This is a genomic window from Catenovulum sp. SX2 (assembly GCF_052056295.1).
GTDB lineage: Bacteria > Pseudomonadota > Gammaproteobacteria > Enterobacterales > Alteromonadaceae > Catenovulum.
Genome location: NZ_CP182493.1, coordinates 3,429,556 through 3,446,991, shown reverse-complemented (window position 1 = coordinate 3,446,991; position 17,436 = coordinate 3,429,556). Strand labels below are relative to the sequence as shown.

The window sequence follows — 17,436 nt, the reverse complement described above, 5'->3', positions numbered from 1 at the left end:
TTGATTCTTCTTCTTGTATGTTTTAGCCAATAGTCAAGTTACGCATGCGCCGCGCCTTTGAACAAATCATAAAAGTTTGCTGTAGTTGTGCGCGCCAATTCTTCAAGAGATACACCTTTTAAATCTGCTACAAACTGAGCTACTTCTCTAACATAAGCAGGTTGATTTTGTTTACCTCGATAAGGCTTAGGCGCTAACCAAGGTGAATCTGTTTCTACCAATAAATTTTCAATAGGTAAAGCTCTTACAACATCTCTTAATTCACTGGCGTTACCAAAAGTGACTATGCCAGAAATTGAGATCATAAAATTCATATCAATTGCCGCTTTAGCCATTTCTAGCGACTCAGTAAAACAGTGCAGCACACCACGAGGTTTTTCTGCATTATGCTCGCGTAATATTGCGATAGTATCTTCGCGAGCATCGCGCGTATGAATAATCAGAGGTTTATCAAGTTCATGGGCTATTTGGCAATGATTGGCAAAAGAAGCTTGCTGCCAAGCTTTAGTTTCGTTGGAATAATAATAGTCTAAGCCAGTTTCGCCGACAGCCACCACACGTTTGTCGGCAGCAAGTTTGCGTAAATCATCAATCTGATACTGACACTCATTATGCAGTGGATGAACGCCACAAGACACAGCGACATCCGAATACGGCTCAACCGTTTGCAGCATATTTGGAAAATCATCTAAAGTAACACTGACACATAAAAATCGCTCAACACCACGGGCGCGCGCTTGGTCAATGATTTGTGCTAAATTTTGTGAATCTTCAAGTTTCAGTCTGTCTAAATGACAGTGTGAATCGACTAACAAATTAAACTCCAGCTAGTTGGTTCATTATAAGGTGTAGGTTGGCTCGGCTGAGTTGAGCATTGGGCCTAAGATGGTTTCTATTCTGTCTTTTAATTGGTGTTTATCATCAATAAAAGCAACACCAACCCCTTGCGGTGCGCTGCTGTGCGAAGCCGGGGGCGTCACCCAACATACTCGACCTGTCACAACTATTGGCTCTATAGCATTCGGCAATAAAACATTTAACGCCAACGAGTGTCCCATCTCGTATTTACGATTAGTCACAACGAACAAGCCACCTTCTTTGATAAATGACATATAACATTTATATAAGGCATGTACATTATTAAACTCTAAGACCAACTCTTCCATTCAATATTCGCTTTTAACTCTTTGACCAAAACTAACCCGTCACTAGTATTTGACGCATTCTAGAACATAAGCCACTAAAGAGTAACTTTTTATTCATACCTGATTGTAACATGAGCTGTTTACACTGGGTAACTTGCTGGTACAAGTCGGATATTTTAAGCCGGATAACAGCGCTGTCCGCTGTATCAGCTTGGCTGGTTTTTAGCTTATTTTCAAGCCAAGCGGACGCAGCATACTCAAGCCATTCTAGTTGCTGAAATACCTTGTCTTCATTAAATTCTTGGGCAAATTCTGCCGCTGTTAACTTGCCAGCCAATAAAGCTTTAAAACCTTGCAGAAATGCTTGCTGCGCTTGTTGCATACCATTATTAATATAGTCGACAGTCAGTAATGGCGAAGCTATCAGCTTAGGATACACCTTGTGAAATTCATCTGATGTAAGCTGCTGTTCATTCAGCCAAGTAGTTAACTCATCGGTTTGTGGTGGGGTAATTTTATACTGCTGTAAACGGCTAATAATAGTTGGCAATAAACGACTAGGATGTGCTGAAGTTAAAATAATAAATTTTTGCTGACCAGGCTCTTCTAAAGTTTTAAGCAAAGCATTGGCCGACGCTTCTGTCATGCGTTCACAATCCGGCACTATGTATACTTGTGCGCCAGCAAGTTGTGATTTTTGCTGAGATTTAACAACCAGCTTTCGAATTAAATCAACCCCTATACTTTTAGCATTTTCATCTTCGAGCATTAGATAATCTGGATGAACCTGCCCAGCAAATAAATGGCATGCTTTACACTGGCCGCATGCTAGTTGCGCTTTAGCTTGATTGACTTGCTCACAGAGCAGATTCTGCGCCAGTTGCACCGCCAATTGACGTTTACCAAAACCTGTCGGAGCAGTAATTAACAAACCGTGATGCAAGCGAGCTTGTTGGTATTGCGCTGTTAATTTAGCTGCGAGTTCAGTTAACCAAGGATATAACATAATTAAAGCTCGATTTATTCCTAAGCAAAATAACGGGTTAATATCGCACGAATATCAGCATGAACTTGCGCCATATCTTGCTCGGCGTTTACAGTTTCGATATTCGCTTCGCTGTTAGCGATATCTAGGTAAGCTTGACGGGTGCGTTGGAAAAATTCAATTTGTTCTAGCTCAATGCGATCTAACTCACCACGTGCTTGCGCTCGGCTTAAGCCAACTTCAGGACTCACATCTAAATAAATAGTTAAGTCTGGCTTAAAGTTTTTCAACACACATTGGCGTATAGGTTCAATTAAATCTCGAGAAATTTGTCGCCCACCACCTTGATAAGCACGTGATGACATGTCGTGTCTGTCACCCACTACCCATTTTCCCGAAGTTAATGCAGGGCTGATCACATTATGAATGAGCTGCGAGCGGCTGGCATACATAATTAATAATTCGGTTTCTGCAGTCACTTGCTCTTGTTGCTGTACTGATTTAACTAAACTACGTAAATTTTCGGCTAATGGTGTACCACCAGGCTCGCGAGTTTGCACAAAGTCTATACCTTGTTGCCGTAAAAAATCCGTTACCACAGAAATTGCGCTGCTCTTACCCGCGCCTTCAAGTCCTTCAATAACGATAAATTTACCTAAGTTCATAGTTAATTATTTGCCTCAGCTTTTAATTTTTTTAAATATTGTGCAACTGCCAAATTATGTTGACGTAAGGTTTTCGAGAATACATGACCACCATCACCACTGGCAACAAAATAAAAATAATCAGTATCTGCTGGTGCAAGAGCCGCTTTAATTGCAGCTAACCCAGGCATAGCAATAGGTGTGGGTGGTAAGCCTTTAATCACATAAGTATTGTATGGCGTTGCTTGTTTTAAATGCGCTCGGGTGATGTCACCTTGATACTCAGCACCTAAACCATAAATAACTGTTGGGTCTGTCTGCAAACGCATTTTTTTTGCCAGTCGATTATAAAATACAGAAGCGACTGTTGGCATTTCCGCTTCAATTGGCGTTTCTTTTTCGATAATTGAGGCCAAAATTAATGTTTGATACCAACTGAGTTTTGGCTCTGCTAATGGGGCAAATTCGCTGTCGCGTAACTGTGCCATTTTATTTAATGCTTGCCCCAAGATTGTTTTATCTTTGGTGTTTGCCGCAAATAGATAAGTATCCGGAAATAACAAACCTTCAGCATGCAAATGCGGTTTAATTTGTTCGGCTAACCAAGTTTGATAATCTGTTTGTTGTACCTGAGGGTGATTTTGCAGCACAGCTTGAATTTGCGCAAAAGTACTGCCTTCAGCAAAAGTAATACTGAAAAGGTGTTGTTCACCGTTGCGAATTTTGGCTAATACTTGTTGCGCGCTATATTGACCATCAAATAGATAAGTGCCTTGTTTTAGCTGGGAAAAATCTGGTTGTAAACGCGCCTGTATACGCAAGTACCAGTGCAGCAATTGACTGTTTGGTAACAACTGCTGCTGCATTAACTGCTGAATAATTTTTTGAAACGACGCACCTTGGTTTATGGTAATAAGTTGCTGCTGCAACTCAATTGGCGCAGAAAAGTCTTGTTTAACTTGGTTATATGCAATGCTGCAAGCAATGGAGATTATCAGCACTAGTGCCAATAATACTCGACCAAACCATTTAACCATGGCTTAACCCTTGTAATCCTTTTATAAGTTGTATAGCTAACTGCTGATTTAATGCTCTTCCATCGATAGATTGCACACAAACAAAATCAATCAATGCATTACAAATCACCGCAGCTTCAATATCCTTGATCTCTGCTTTGGTTATATGTTTTTGTCTGATAGTAAATTCGCTAGATTGGCTGGCTTGTTCTAATAACAAGGCTCGTTTTGTTCCAGCAACCCCTGCGTATGTCAAATCGGGTGTGCACCATTGGCCTTGGATGCGGACAAAAATATTAGCTAATGAAGTTTCAATTAAATGGTTTTCAGTATCAAAAACTAGACCATCAACAGCACCTTTGTTAGTCAATTCTTGTTTAATAAAAACTTGTTCTAACCTATTAGTGTGTTTTAAACCAGCCAGCAGAGGTTGACGTGCCAACTGTGTATCAAGCGAGATCAGCGATATACCATCAGGATATGAAAATAATTCAGCATGCCAGTCGCTTACGTATATTAAGACAACAGGTTCGATATCTGCTGCAAAAGCATATCCACGCTGGCTTTCTCCACGGCTGACTAAAATTTTAACCACAGCATTGGCTTGCACTGCCGCTATTTTACTCAGTTGGTGGTAGATTAACTCTAGATCTAATGTTGGAAAAGCAAGGCGTTGGTTAGCAGTTAATAATCTACATCTGTGATAAGACCAATCACAAATTTTATGCTCGAGGATTTTTAAAGTCGAAAAATGGCCATCACCAAATTGTACAGCTCGATTATAAGCTGAAATTTGCTGTTGGCCATTGTGCGCTTGAATAATCTGCATCAGTGCAAATGCCCTATTGCAGTATTCGAATTAAACTTTGCGAAACAATAATGAACCGTTGGTGCCACCAAAGCCGAATGAATTACACAATGCATATTCAAACGACGCTTGACGCGCTTCATGCGGAACATAATCTAAATCACAACCTTCACTTGGGTTATCCAAGTTAATAGTTGGTGGAATAGCTTGGTCTTGCAAGGCTTTAACTGTGATAATGGCTTCGATAGCGCCAGCTGCACCTAATAAATGACCTGTCATAGACTTAGTTGAACTAACCATGACTTTTTTCGCATGGTCTTTAAATAAGTTTTTAACAGCATTAGTTTCAGCTTTATCACCAGCTGGTGTTGAAGTGCCATGCGCGTTCAAATAACCGACTTGTTCAAGTGATATGCCTGCATCACGAATCGCGTTCGCCATAGCAGCTTGACCACCTGCACCGTCTTCTGGTGGTGACGTGATATGGTGAGCATCGCCACTCATACCAAAACCAGTTAACTCAGCGTAAATTTTAGCACCACGCGCTTTTGCATGTTCGTATTCTTCCAACATCATCACGCCAGCACCATCGCCCATAACAAAACCATCACGGTCTTGATCCCATGGACGACTTGCTTTAGTTGGCTCGTCATTGCGAGATGACAAAGCTCTCGCTGCCGCGAAACCACCTAAACCTAAAGGCGTAGTTGCAGCTTCTGCACCACCGGCCAAAATAGCATCGGCATCGCCGTATGCAATCATGCGCGCAGCGTGACCTATGTTGTGAACACCTGTAGTACATGCAGTTGTGATCGCAATATTTGGTCCTTGTAATCCAAACAGGATAGACAAATGACCTGAAATCATATTGATAATAGTTGACGGCACAAAAAATGGTGACATACGCTTTGGACCGCTGGCTAATAATTTAGCGTGGTTTTCTTCGATTAAGCTTAAACCACCAATACCAGAACCGACCGCAGCACCTACACGATGTGCATTTTCTGCAGTAATTTCCAAGCCTGAATCTTTAAAAGCTTGAATACCGGCTGCAACACCGTATTGGATAAAAGTATCCATTTTTTTAGCTTCTTTCTTTGGAAGATAATCTTCAAAGTTGAAGCCTTTTACCAAACCACTGATACGAGTTGAAAAGCTGCTGGTATCAAAAGTATCAATAAGTTGAATACCACTTTGACCCGCTAATAATGCTTTCCAAGAATCGTCTACTGTATTACCGACAGGAGATAACATTCCTAGTCCGGTGACAACGACACGACGTTTTGACACTAGATTGCCCCCAGGAGGAGTGAATTTGAAAGGGTGATGAAAAAAAGGCGGTTTACACCGCCTCTATAAAATTATTCTTTGTTAGCAACAATGTAATCGATAGCTGCTTGAACAGTAGTAATTTTTTCAGCTTCTTCGTCTGGAATTTCAGTATCGAATTCTTCTTCAAGAGCCATAACTAATTCAACAGTATCTAAAGAATCAGCGCCTAAATCGTCAACAAAAGAAGCTTCGTTTGTGATTTCTTCTTCTTTAACGCCTAGTTGTTCAACGATGATTTTGTATACTCTTTCTTGGATGTTACTCATAATATAAGTTTCCCTCAGACATTGTGCACCATGCACAATTTTGCTGTAGTTTATTAAAGTCAATAAATCGGTTGCAAGCTTAATGCTTTGCTTTCGCCAACTGGTCTAACCACCAAGGATTTAACCAGTCACCGAATGTAAAATCCGAATGCGTGCGAATGATAACCCTATTCGAGTTAAGAATCTACCCGCAATTAGGCCATATACATGCCACCATTCACATGAATGGTTTCACCTGTAATATAAGCCGCTTCAGGCGATGCTAAAAATAGCACAGCTGCAGCAATTTCTTCCGGCTGACCTAAACGACCCGCTGGAATTTGCGCAAAGATAGTGCTTTTCTGATCGTCATTCAACTCTTTTGTCATATCTGTATCGATAAAACCTGGTGCTACAGAGTTAACAGTAATGCCACGAGATGCAACTTCTTTAGCCATAGCTTTGGTAAAACCAACTAAACCTGCTTTTGCAGCGCAATAGTTAGCTTGACCCGGGTTACCAGTTGAGCCAACAACTGAACCTATGTTTACGATGCGGCCATTACGCTTTTTCATCATGGCGCGTAACACAGCTTTAGATAACTTGAATACTGAAGTTAAGTTAGTGTCGATTATATCCGTCCACTCTGCATCTTTCATACGCATTAATAAGTTATCGCGGGTAATACCAGCGTTGTTTACTAATACATCTATTTCACCAAAATCTGCTTTGATTTGCTCAAACACAGCAGCAATAGAAGCATCGTCAGTTACGTTTAAAACTAAACCCTTACCATTGTCGCCTAAATATTCAGAAATAGCTGCCGCGCCTTTTTCAGAGGTTGCTGTACCCACAACTTTAGCACCTGCTGCTACCAATTTAAGTGCGATAGCTTTACCAATACCTCGGCTCGCACCTGTCACTAGTGCAACTTGTCCGTCTAATCCAGAGAACATAAATAAATTACCCGTTTAAAAATGATTCTAATGAAGCCGCATCATTTATCGATACAGCTGATAAAGATTTTTCAATGCGTTTAGTTAAACCGTTTAGTACTTTACCTGGTCCAACTTCAACTAAATTCGTAACACCTTGACTTGCCAAGAATTGGACTGTTTCAGTCCAGCGCACTGGGCAGTATAATTGGCGTTTTAATGCATCTTTAATGGCTGCAGCTTCTACTTCAGCTTTAACATCTACATTATTCACAACCGCAATTTTTGGCGCTGATAACTGAATATTGTTCAAAGCTTCGGCTAACTTGTCTGCAGCTGGCTGCATCAAGCTACAGTGAGAAGGGACACTGACAGGTAAAGGCAATGCACGTTTTGCACCTGCGGCTTTACATAATTCAGAAGCTTTTGCCACTGCATCTTTATGTCCAGCAATAACCACTTGGCCAGGAGAGTTGAAATTAACCGCAGCGACCACTTGATCACCACTAGCTTCAGCACAAGCTGCTTTAACTGCGTCGTCATCTAAGCCGATAATTGCAGCCATAGCGCCGACACCTTCTGGTACAGCTTGTTGCATCGCTTGGCCACGCAATTCAACTAATTTGACCGCATCTTCAAACGCAATCACACCAGCAGCAGTTAACGCTGAATACTCACCTAAACTATGACCTGCTAAAAACGCAGGTGCTGCTACGCCTTTTTCTTCCAATAAACGGAAAATAGCTGTACTGGCAGTCAATAATGCAGGTTGTGTGATTTGTGTTTGGTTTAATTTCTCAGCTGGGCCGTTTAATGCCAATTCAGCTAAGTTGTAACCTAAAGCGTCAGACGCTTGTTCAAATGTTTGTTTGACTACGGCATGTGTATCAAATAAATCAGCTAACATACCTACTGTTTGAGATCCCTGTCCTGGGAATACAAAAGCTAATTTTTTATCAGACATAAATTATCTCTGTGTTAATTTCTAATTGAATTCTGAGTTCTGAACACTTAAGTGTTCATTTTAGTATTTGATTAAAGCTGAAGCCCAAGCAAATCCACCACCAAAAGCTTCTAACAACAAGGTTTGGCCACGTTGAATTCTGCCGTCTCGAATCGCTTCATCTAATGCGGTTGCAACAGAAGCCGCTGAAGTATTGCCATGTTTATCCAAAGTCACAACAACTCTGTCCATGGTCATATCGAGTTTTTTCGCGGTTGCTTTAATAATTCTGTAGTTTGCTTGATGCGGTACTAGCCAATCTACATCAGATTTTTGTAGATTATTCGCAGCTAAAGTTTCTTCAACAATTTCGCTTAGCTTGGTTACCGCAACTTTAAATACTTCATTGCCTTTCATATAACCATAAGCTTCGTGCACTGAAGCTTCAACACCACGCTTAGGCAAATCAGCCCCAAGTAAATCTGCATGGCGGCCGTCAGCATGAATATGAGTAGATAAGATCCCCGGCTCTTCACTGGCTTCTAAAATACAAGCGCCAGCTGCATCACCAAACAAAATAATCATGGTGCGATCTGTTGGATCTAACAAACGTGTTAGTGCGTCTGTACCCACAACTAATACACGTTTTGCAGTGCCCGCTTTGATAAACTGATCAGCAACACTTAATGCATAACAGTAACCTGCACAAGCGGCTGCAATATCCATAGCCGGTACACCAGGTAAACCGAGTAAATTTTGAATTTCACATGCAGCACTTGGCAGTGCTTTTTCCCAACTTGTGGTTGCACATAAAATTAGATCAATATCTGCTGCTTGAATGCCCGCTGCTTCAATTGCTTTTTTAGAAGCTTCAAAACCCATAGTTGCAACATTTTCATGCTCAGCAGCTATACGTCTTTCATGAATGCCAGTGCGTTCAACAATCCAATCGTGGCTGGTTTCGACCATTTTTTCTAGATCTGCGTTGGAACGCACTTGTTCTGGAAAATAACTACCTGTGCCGATAATTCTAGAATACATACTTATTGAGACCTGTCAGTTAACGCCTGTTCTATTCGATTACCAATTTTTTCTGGTACTTGATGGCGAATTTCGTTAATCGCTTCCTCTAACGCGTACTTAAAAGCATCTTTTGAGGCATTACCATGACTCTTTATGACAATTCCGCGCAATCCTAACAAACTTGCCCCGTTATACTGGTCGGGGTTCATTTGTCGATAGAGCTTTTTTAACATAGGAAGGGCAATTGCAGCAAACACTCTGCTCCACCAATTTTCATTGGCGAGTGATTTAATTGTTTGAATAACCGCTTTTGCTAAACCTTCACATGCTTTCATTGATATGTTGCCAACAAACCCATCACATACAATGACATCGGCTTTGTCGTTAAAAATATCGTTTCCTTCTACATAACCTATGTAGTTTAACGATTTATCTTCTTTCAACAAGCGCGCTGTCTTTTTAATTGTGTCACTGCCCTTTATTTCTTCTTCGCCAACGTTCAATAATCCGATGCGTGGATTTTTTAAATCGTTTTTCTCAGATAACACACTGCCCATTAATGCAAATTGATGAAGTATATGTTCATCACAAGCAACGTTTGCGCCTAAATCTAACACATAAGTTTTATGCCCAAGCGAACCTGGAATAGCGGTAACTAGCGCTGGTCGTTTAATACCCGGCAGCATTTTCAGTACATAATAAGCCATAGCTAACAATGCACCTGTGTTACCCGCACTGACACATGCTTGTGCTTTATTTTCTTTGAGTAAATCAAGTACCACACGCATTGAACTTTGGGTTTTATGCCGCAATGCTTGAGAAGGCTTTTCACCCATAGAAACAACTTGTGGGCAATGAATAATTTGCAAACGTGCAGCAACACTCGCAGCAGCGTTTTGTAATAAAGGGGTAATTTGATATTTATCGCCGCAGGCAATAATGGTTAATTGGGGATTGTCAGCTAACACTTCGAGCGCAGCTGGAATAGTAATGGGAGGCCCGTTATCGCCCCCCATTGCATCTAACGCTATGGTTAGATTCGTCAAAGCTGACCTGCTAGCTTAAACTACTTTTTTGCCTTTATAGTAACCATCAGCAGTTACATGGTGACGACGGTGAGTTTCACCAGTCTCAGTGTCAATTGAAAGAGCAGCAGCAGTTAAAGCATCGTGTGAACGACGCATGTCGCGCTTTGAGCGAGATTTTTTGTTCTGTTGAACAGCCATTACAGATCTCCTGTTATTTTGGATTCTTTAAACTTTTCAAAACGTCAAACGGATTCGATGGTTTTTCGTAAGCTGCTTTATCTAGCTCCCCCCAAACCATGTCTTGTTCTTTGATTGCGCAGTTTTCAACTTCATGTTTAGGTATTAATGGAATTTCCAACATTAATTCATCTTCAATTAATGCACGTAAATCCACTAAACCATAATCATTTGCCTCGACAATAGCGTAAGTGCTCGGAACTAAGTCTTCGTCTAACCGCATTGTTTTTGGCGTGAAGGTCGCTGACAACTCTATGTGTATAGGCATAGGTTGACCACAGCGCTCACATGTCACATCGACATCCGTCACAGCATTGATGAGCATAACAGGCAGTTTTTGCTCATCATAGGTACATCTAAGCGAGACATCAACTTGCCCTGTTTCAGACAATACAGCCTCGCGTAAACGCGTTAAATCTTCCAGTCGATAAATACCGTTATAGTCAGAGCGCTTTTGGGCACTTTTGACTGGATCCAGCTCAACTGGCATTTTTACCTTTTGCATAGGGCGCGGATATTATCGATCTGCCCTTGCTTAGTCAAATGAAAATAGGAAAAATAGTATAACATTTTAAAATAAGCGCGAACTTTTATGTCAAATCATCAAATTGTATTAGCTTCAACCTCTCCTTTTCGTAAAGCTATCTTGGAAAAATTGCAGTTACCTTTTAGTTGTTGCAAACCTGAAACGGACGAAACGCCATTAGAAAATGAATCTGCAATCGAGTTAGTTGAGCGTTTAGCTCAATTAAAAGCACAAGCTGGTTTTAGCCTTCATCCAAACAATTTTGTAATCGGATCTGATCAAGTGGCTTTTTGTGATGGCGAGATTTTAGGTAAACCAGGTAACTTTGATAATGCCTTTGCGCAATTGAGTAAATTATCTGGTAAAGCAGTTAAATTTTATACCGGACTAGCATTAATTAATCCTGAAGGTCAGTTAAAATCATCGGTTGAAGTGTTTGAAGTGCATTTTCGTAAATTAACCTCTGATGAGATAACTGCCTATTTGCATTTGGAACAACCATACAATTGTGCGGGTAGTTTTAAAAGTGAGGCTTTAGGTATTACTTTATTTGATAAGTTGCTAGGGGATGATCCAAATACTTTAATTGGTTTACCACTGATAAAGTTGTGTGCGTTTTTCCGAGCCTTTGGGTTTGATCCTTTGATTCAGAGCCGTTAACTGCTAGAAAGCCTGAACTGAAAATCGCTGTTAGCTCTCGCCAAATAGCCGTATAGGCAAATGGGATACTCCTCTCAAAAACGCTGCAAGTCCGTCCTTGGAGCGCTCTCACAAAACATCCATGTTTTGTGAAGTTTTGTTCGGAGCATACCCATTCACCTACACTAACAACAAAGTTGCGGCACTTTTTGGCTTTTAGAAAACACCAATGTTAAAAAAGCCGAATTGAATGCTGACTTTCTAAAACTTCACAAGATAGGGCGAGCGAAGACCGAAGCACCGCTTCGCAGCTAAGCGAGGTGGAGCTATGGATAGCGACAGGAACCAAGCTTCATGGACGAATAGCCCAGCGACTGCTACATAATGCAATTTAGCGATTTTAGAAAATTACACTTCAATTCGGCTTGGTGCACCGAACTTGCATAGCCATTACACACGAGCGCAATAACACCAAACGAGTGTCAGCGTAACAACACAGAGCTTAGTGCTCGGATATCATCCGCAACTGCAATGGGCGATAACTTAGTTAGTGTAGCTGCGTCATCTACTCCGCAAGTCACACCAATTGAATCGATACCAGCATTTAAAGCCATTTTTAAATCATGCACTGTGTCACCCACCATAACAGCTTGGTGTTTAGCCATAGCTAAATCTTTCAATAGAGTTTCCAACATGGCAGGATGCGGTTTAGATAGAGATTCATCCGCACATATACTGGCATCGAATAAATGTTCTAAACCAGTTGAGTTGAATACCCTATTTAAACCTGCACGTGACTTACCTGTAGCAACGGCTAATAAACATCCAGCGTTTTTTAAATTAACCAACAGCTCTTCAGCGTAATCAAACATGGGCGTAGGCGTCGTATCCAATTCAACATACTGGTGGCTATAACGCTTAACTAATTCAGGATGCAAACTTTCATCTACATCATGGAATAAAGTTGCGATTGCCGTCGGTAAACTTAACCCTATAATTGATTTAGCCGCTTGTGCATCAGGAACAGGAATATCCAAACTTTTGGCTGCGTTTTGCACGCTTGAAACGATGCGACCAATCGAATCCATCAGCGTACCGTCCCAATCAAAAATAACTAATGGGTATTTAGCTTGCAAACTATTCACTCGGTAGGCGCTCCAAAGCTTGGGCTAAATTAGCTTCTAGTGGCGCTTCAACGCGGATCGTCGTTTGCTCTTTAGGATGGATAAAACTGATAGAGGCTGCATGCAAAAATAAACGGTTTATACCAACAGCTTTCATTTTTTTATCAAATTCCGCTTCACCATATTTATCATCTAACGCAATTGGGTAACCAGAAGCGGCTGCATGTACACGAATTTGATGGGTACGTCCGGTAACAGGAAAAGCTTCAACTAAAGTGGCACCCTTATACTTATTCAGCACTCTAAAACGAGTTTCACTTGGTTTACCTTGTTTAGCATCAACCCTTACAACCCGTTCGCCTGAAGCTAAGGTATTCTTAAATAGAGGTTTTTCAACAACTCTTAATTTGGCTGGCCAAGCGCCACTGACCAACGCCCAGTATCTTTTGTCGACTTGCTTCGTACGTAATTGTTCATGTAACGCACGTAAAACCGAGCGTTTTTTCGCAAAAACTAAACAACCTGAGGTATCTCGGTCTAATCTATGCACCAACTCAAGTTGTTTTAATTCTGGACGGATCTGGCGCATGGCTTCTATTGCACCATAATTAAGTCCCGAACCACCATGCACGGCTAAACCGGACGGTTTGTTTAAAACAATTAAATATTTGTCTTCAAATAAAATTGAGCGTTCAACCAAGTTTTTCAGCTTGTCACCAACCATAACCTCGTTGTCTTTTTTCTCTTCAACTCGGATTGGCGGCAAACGTAGAACATCACCCGCTTGCAATTTATATTCTGGTTTAACGCGCTTTTTATTCACCCTAACTTCGCCTTTGCGCAAAATGCGATAGATCAGTGAAGTGGGTACACCTTTTAATTCTCTTTTTAGCCAATTGTCTATTCTTTGACCAGAATTATCTGTATCAATGTCAAAATAACTTACCGACCCTCGGTCATTTGAACTCATATGTAAATATCTTTCTATAAATGATGAATTTAGATTGCCGCTATGGGCAGAGCTTTGCTATATTTTCACTGATGGCATCCATGATTGCCAGATTTTTTCGAAAACGTGTCAAAAATACACGATTATTGGTGGTGACATTCGGACTGTGTAAGAGGCTTTAGTGCTGCAACAAACTGGTCATTTTTGAGCATAAACAGTTTGTCTACGCATTTTTGTACCAAACGAAGTGTGTAATTTTTCGAGAGGTGGACAAAACACTAACCCCAACAGCGAATGCCGAGTTATATAAAAGAAACGCCAAATAAGCTAACAGATAAAACTGAAATAAGCTGTTTAGACCAGAAAGCACATTCGGCTAAACAACAGAAAGACAAAACCTTGTTTGCACCATTAAGCTTAAGTTGCAAACGGAAGGAGCTATAACAATACGATTATCAAAGAGGATTTGTTAAGCCTAGTTGCTATCATTCAGCCAAGGTTTAAGCTCCCTAGTGTATTAGCACAAGGTTAATTAGGATTTCTGCACAAATAGCAAAGACACTCGTGAGAGTGACTCTTCAGCTGAGACTATTGGTAGACAATTTGGCGTTTCATATTGGTGAAAAAAACAACTATGAAACGTATGTTAATTAACGCAACTCAGGAAGAAGAGTTGCGCGTTGCGCTGGTTGACGGCCAACGCTTATACGATTTAGACATTGAAAGTCACGGTCATGAGCAAAAGAAAGCAAACATCTACAAAGGCACAATTACCCGCGTAGAACCAAGTTTAGAAGCCGCTTTTGTTGACTATGGTGCTGAGCGCCATGGCTTTTTACCGTTAAAAGAAATCGCAAAAACTTATTTCCCTGAAGGTTATACTTTCCAAGGCCGACCAAACATCAAAGATGTGGTTAAAGAAGGCCAAGAAGTTATAGTGCAAATTGATAAAGAAGAGCGTGGGCAAAAAGGTGCTGCGTTAACTACTTTTATCAGCCTTGCAGGTAGCTACTTAGTTCTAATGCCAAATAACCCAAGAGCAGGTGGTATTTCTCGCCGCATCGAAGGTGATGAGCGCACCGAGCTTAAAGAAGCCTTAGCTAAATTATCTCTACCTGATGGCATGGGCTTAATTGTTCGTACAGCTGGTGTTGGTAAAGCTTACGAAGAGCTAGAATGGGATTTAAATGTTTTATTAAAACATTGGCAATCAATTCAAACAGCAGCGGATAGCCGCCCTGCACCATTTTTAATTCACCAAGAAAGTAACGTCATTGTTCGTGCAATCCGCGACTATTTACGCCGTGATATTGGTGAAATTTTAATTGACCACCCTGCAGTTTACGAAGATGCAAAACAGCATATTGCTCTAGTGCGTCCTGATTTTGTTAATCGCGTTAAAATGTATCAAGGTGAAGTGCCGTTATTCACACACTTCCAAATTGAAAGCCAAATCGAATCTGCGTTTAAACGTGAAGTGCGTTTACCTTCTGGTGGTTCAATTGTTATTGATCAAACTGAAGCATTAACCTCTATTGATATCAACTCATCTAAAGCAACTAAAGGTGGTGATATCGAAGAAACAGCTTTAAACACCAACTTAGAAGCTGCAGACGAAATTGCACGTCAATTACGTTTACGCGACTTAGGCGGCCTGGTTGTTATCGACTTTATTGACATGACACCTGCGCGCAATCAACGCGAAGTTGAAAACCGTTTACGTGATGCTGTCCGCTCTGATCGTGCGCGTATCCAATTAGCCCGAATTTCACGTTTTGGTTTATTGGAAATGTCGCGTCAACGTTTACGTCCGTCGTTAGGTGAAAGTTCGAGTCAAAGTTGCCCGCGCTGTCAGGGTACAGGTGTAGTACGTTCAACTGAATCTCTTGCTTTATCAGTATTGCGTTTATTAGAAGAAGAAGCGATTAAAGAAAACACAGTGCAAGTTCAAGCTCAAGTACCAATTGAAGTTGCAACTTTCTTATTAAATGAAAAACGTGGTGCGGTGCGCTTTATTGAAAAAGGCCATGACGTTCGTATCGTGGTTGTGCCAAATCAACATATCGAAAGCCCTAACTTTGAAGTAGCGCGTATTAAATTAGAAGATACAGGCGACGAGCTAAGCTACAAATTGGTTAATGCGCCAGAACAAGATATGACAGTGGCGATTTCTCCGTCAATTAAACCTTTGGCGAAAAAAGAAGAGCCTGCATTAAAAGGATTTGCTGCGCCTGATGCACCTGCACCAGTAGCAGTTGAACCAGCCGCTCGCCCAGCACCAAAACAACAAGACAAACCAGCAAAAGGTTTATTTTCGAGTTTGTTTGGTTGGATAAAATCACTATTCGCAGCAGAGCCTGAAGAAGAAGTGAAAAAGCCGGCGAAAAAATCTCAATCGCGTAGCAATAATAACAATGCTAAGCGTAAGAACAATAATCGTCGTAACAATAAACCTCGTAATAAAAAGCCAGCAGAGCGCACGAATGAGCGTGGTAATAAACCAACTCAAAAAGCGCAAAGCGACAATGCTGATAATACGAACAAACCAGTACGCGAAGAAAAAGTACAGGAGCGCAGAGCTAGACGTCAGCAGCGTAAAAAAGTGCGTGTTGAGCAAAACAAACAGCCACAAGAAGTAACTGAGCAAAAATCAGCTGCGCCACAAAAACCGGCTGAACAGCAGAAGCCAACACAGCCACAACAAAAAATTCAGCCAAAAGCTGAACAAGCTGATGTAGCAGCTAAACCACAGGAAAAACCTGCAACCCCAGCACAAGCTGAAAAGGCGTCTCCTTACGCAGCAGCAGTTGAAACTATTGCCCAAGAGCAACAGGTTGAAACGGTTCAACAAACGGAACAATCGCCTGCAGTTGAGCAAGTTCAAGCTAACACGCCAGTTGATAATACTCAATCGGCCGAAAGTTCTGAACAAGCACCTGTGGCTGAAAAATCAGAAAACACTGCTGAGGCAAATACTGAAGAGCGCCCACGTCAACGCCGTGGTACGCGTCACTTACGCGCAAATAGCCAACGTCGCCGTCGTAATCAAGAAGAAAACGACAATCAAGACGTAAATAATGGCCGTTACGACAAATACTACCGCAAAGACACTAAACAAAGTGAACTTGCGTTTGAAGTAATGCAGCACGCTGAAGTTACAGAAGATCCGGTAGAAAGCCGCTACCCTGCGGCTGAAACTGCAAAAGCAGCTGAAGAATCAGTACAAGTTGACAGTGTTGAATTACAGAGCACAGAAGTTGAAGCTGACGCGGTTGAAATAACAGCTACAGTTGAAACAACAGAAGAAATTGTTAAATCTGAGCCAACAGAGACTGTTGAAAACGACAACGCAGAAGTTCAAGCTGAAGAAGCTACAGACGTAGCTGTAACAGCCACTGTTGCTGAAGCGGAACTAACAACTGAAGCGGCTGTACAAGTAGAGGAAGCTGAAGCAGTGCCAGTGGAGACTAACATTGTCGAAGAGTCTGACGCTCCTGTTGTAAAAACTGCAGCAACCGATAGTCCTGAACAACAGAGTGACTCTGCTCAAGTACAACAGACTTTGCCTTTAGATGAAGAAAATGAAGCTGTTGTAGAAGAGCAAGTAGCAAAAACAACTCAAGTTGTCAGCCAATTAAAAGGTTTTGCTTCAGCGCCTATTTCACAAACAGTGCCTGAGTCTATCGATGTACAAAAAGCATTGTCTATCAATGTTGTACCACAAACTAGCAGAATCCCACTGAGTGTTTCAGGTAAACAAGGTGGTGCAAGCGCTCCTAGTAGCCAGTCGTCATCTCCTGCTACCCAAGCAAGACAATAAAGTTAACGGCTAGTTAAAACATTTAAAAGCGGCTCAT

18 protein-coding genes are annotated in these 17,436 nt (G+C 41.3%); 2 read left to right on the top strand and 16 right to left on the bottom strand.

Annotated elements, in window-relative coordinates; genetic code table 11:
* Positions 1-38: 38 nt before the first annotated feature.
* The 14 genes from ACMZOO_RS14435 to yceD form a co-directional block, all read right to left on the bottom strand.
* Positions 39-815 (bottom strand): TatD family hydrolase, encoded by a 777-nt coding sequence (locus tag ACMZOO_RS14435; protein ID WP_440904011.1) that lies wholly within the window; start codon positions 813-815, stop codon positions 39-41.
* Between the two features lie 24 nt (positions 816-839).
* On the bottom strand, positions 840-1,166 hold the full coding sequence (locus ACMZOO_RS14430; RefSeq protein WP_440904009.1) for a PilZ domain-containing protein: 327 nt from the start codon (positions 1,164-1,166) through the stop codon (positions 840-842).
* A gap of 31 nt (positions 1,167-1,197) precedes the next feature.
* Positions 1,198-2,151: a DNA polymerase III subunit delta' gene (gene holB / locus ACMZOO_RS14425; protein WP_440904008.1), complete on the bottom strand. Its 954-nt coding sequence runs from the start codon at positions 2,149-2,151 to the stop codon at positions 1,198-1,200.
* 20 nt (positions 2,152-2,171) lie between these two features.
* Positions 2,172-2,795: a dTMP kinase gene (tmk, locus tag ACMZOO_RS14420; RefSeq protein WP_440904007.1), complete on the bottom strand. Its 624-nt coding sequence runs from the start codon at positions 2,793-2,795 to the stop codon at positions 2,172-2,174.
* 2 nt (positions 2,796-2,797) lie between these two features.
* Positions 2,798-3,811, bottom strand: coding sequence for an endolytic transglycosylase MltG (mltG, locus tag ACMZOO_RS14415; protein ID WP_440904006.1), 1,014 nt, complete (start codon positions 3,809-3,811; stop codon positions 2,798-2,800).
* On the bottom strand, positions 3,804-4,619 hold the full coding sequence (gene pabC, locus ACMZOO_RS14410) for an aminodeoxychorismate lyase (RefSeq protein ID WP_440904005.1): 816 nt from the start codon (positions 4,617-4,619) through the stop codon (positions 3,804-3,806). The genes mltG and pabC overlap by 8 nt, the downstream gene beginning before the upstream one ends.
* A 30-nt stretch (positions 4,620-4,649) precedes the next feature.
* Entirely contained in the window at positions 4,650-5,888 is a 1,239-nt protein-coding gene (fabF, locus tag ACMZOO_RS14405) for a beta-ketoacyl-ACP synthase II (protein WP_440904003.1), read from the bottom strand.
* A 71-nt stretch (positions 5,889-5,959) separates the two neighbouring features.
* A complete protein-coding gene (acpP, locus tag ACMZOO_RS14400) occupies positions 5,960-6,196 on the bottom strand; it encodes an acyl carrier protein (protein ID WP_016956845.1) in 237 nt (78 codons plus the stop codon).
* A 194-nt stretch (positions 6,197-6,390) separates the two neighbouring features.
* Complete coding sequence (gene fabG, locus ACMZOO_RS14395) at positions 6,391-7,131, bottom strand: 3-oxoacyl-ACP reductase FabG (protein WP_016956844.1); 741 nt, start codon at positions 7,129-7,131, stop codon at positions 6,391-6,393.
* 7 nt (positions 7,132-7,138) lie between these two features.
* On the bottom strand, positions 7,139-8,074 hold the full coding sequence (fabD, locus tag ACMZOO_RS14390; protein WP_440904000.1) for an ACP S-malonyltransferase: 936 nt from the start codon (positions 8,072-8,074) through the stop codon (positions 7,139-7,141).
* A 60-nt stretch (positions 8,075-8,134) separates the two neighbouring features.
* Entirely contained in the window at positions 8,135-9,094 is a 960-nt protein-coding gene (locus ACMZOO_RS14385; protein WP_440903999.1) for a beta-ketoacyl-ACP synthase III, read from the bottom strand.
* Between the two features lie 2 nt (positions 9,095-9,096).
* Entirely contained in the window at positions 9,097-10,122 is a 1,026-nt protein-coding gene (plsX, locus tag ACMZOO_RS14380) for a phosphate acyltransferase PlsX (RefSeq protein ID WP_440903998.1), read from the bottom strand.
* Between the two features lie 15 nt (positions 10,123-10,137).
* Positions 10,138-10,302 (bottom strand): 50S ribosomal protein L32, encoded by a 165-nt coding sequence (rpmF, locus tag ACMZOO_RS14375; protein ID WP_016956840.1) that lies wholly within the window; start codon positions 10,300-10,302, stop codon positions 10,138-10,140.
* 13 nt (positions 10,303-10,315) lie between these two features.
* Positions 10,316-10,846, bottom strand: a complete 531-nt coding sequence (gene yceD / locus ACMZOO_RS14370; RefSeq protein WP_026016882.1) for a 23S rRNA accumulation protein YceD — start codon at positions 10,844-10,846, stop codon at positions 10,316-10,318.
* Between the two features lie 87 nt (positions 10,847-10,933).
* Between yceD and ACMZOO_RS14365 the strand changes: the two genes are divergently transcribed.
* Entirely contained in the window at positions 10,934-11,527 is a 594-nt protein-coding gene (locus ACMZOO_RS14365; RefSeq protein ID WP_440903997.1) for a Maf family protein, read from the top strand.
* A 461-nt stretch (positions 11,528-11,988) separates the two neighbouring features.
* Here the strand turns inward: ACMZOO_RS14365 and ACMZOO_RS14360 are convergent, their stop codons facing one another.
* Positions 11,989-12,651, bottom strand: coding sequence for an HAD-IA family hydrolase (locus tag ACMZOO_RS14360; protein WP_440903996.1), 663 nt, complete (start codon positions 12,649-12,651; stop codon positions 11,989-11,991).
* Entirely contained in the window at positions 12,644-13,600 is a 957-nt protein-coding gene (gene rluC, locus ACMZOO_RS14355; protein ID WP_440903995.1) for a 23S rRNA pseudouridine(955/2504/2580) synthase RluC, read from the bottom strand. Before rluC ends, ACMZOO_RS14360 begins: the two co-directional genes overlap by 8 nt.
* 613 nt (positions 13,601-14,213) lie before the next feature.
* Here rluC and rne point away from each other — a divergent pair.
* The gene (gene rne, locus ACMZOO_RS14350) at positions 14,214-17,399 is read left to right on the top strand and encodes a ribonuclease E (protein ID WP_440903994.1); all 3,186 of its coding nucleotides are present in this window, start codon (positions 14,214-14,216) and stop codon (positions 17,397-17,399) included.
* Positions 17,400-17,436 lie beyond the last annotated feature (37 nt).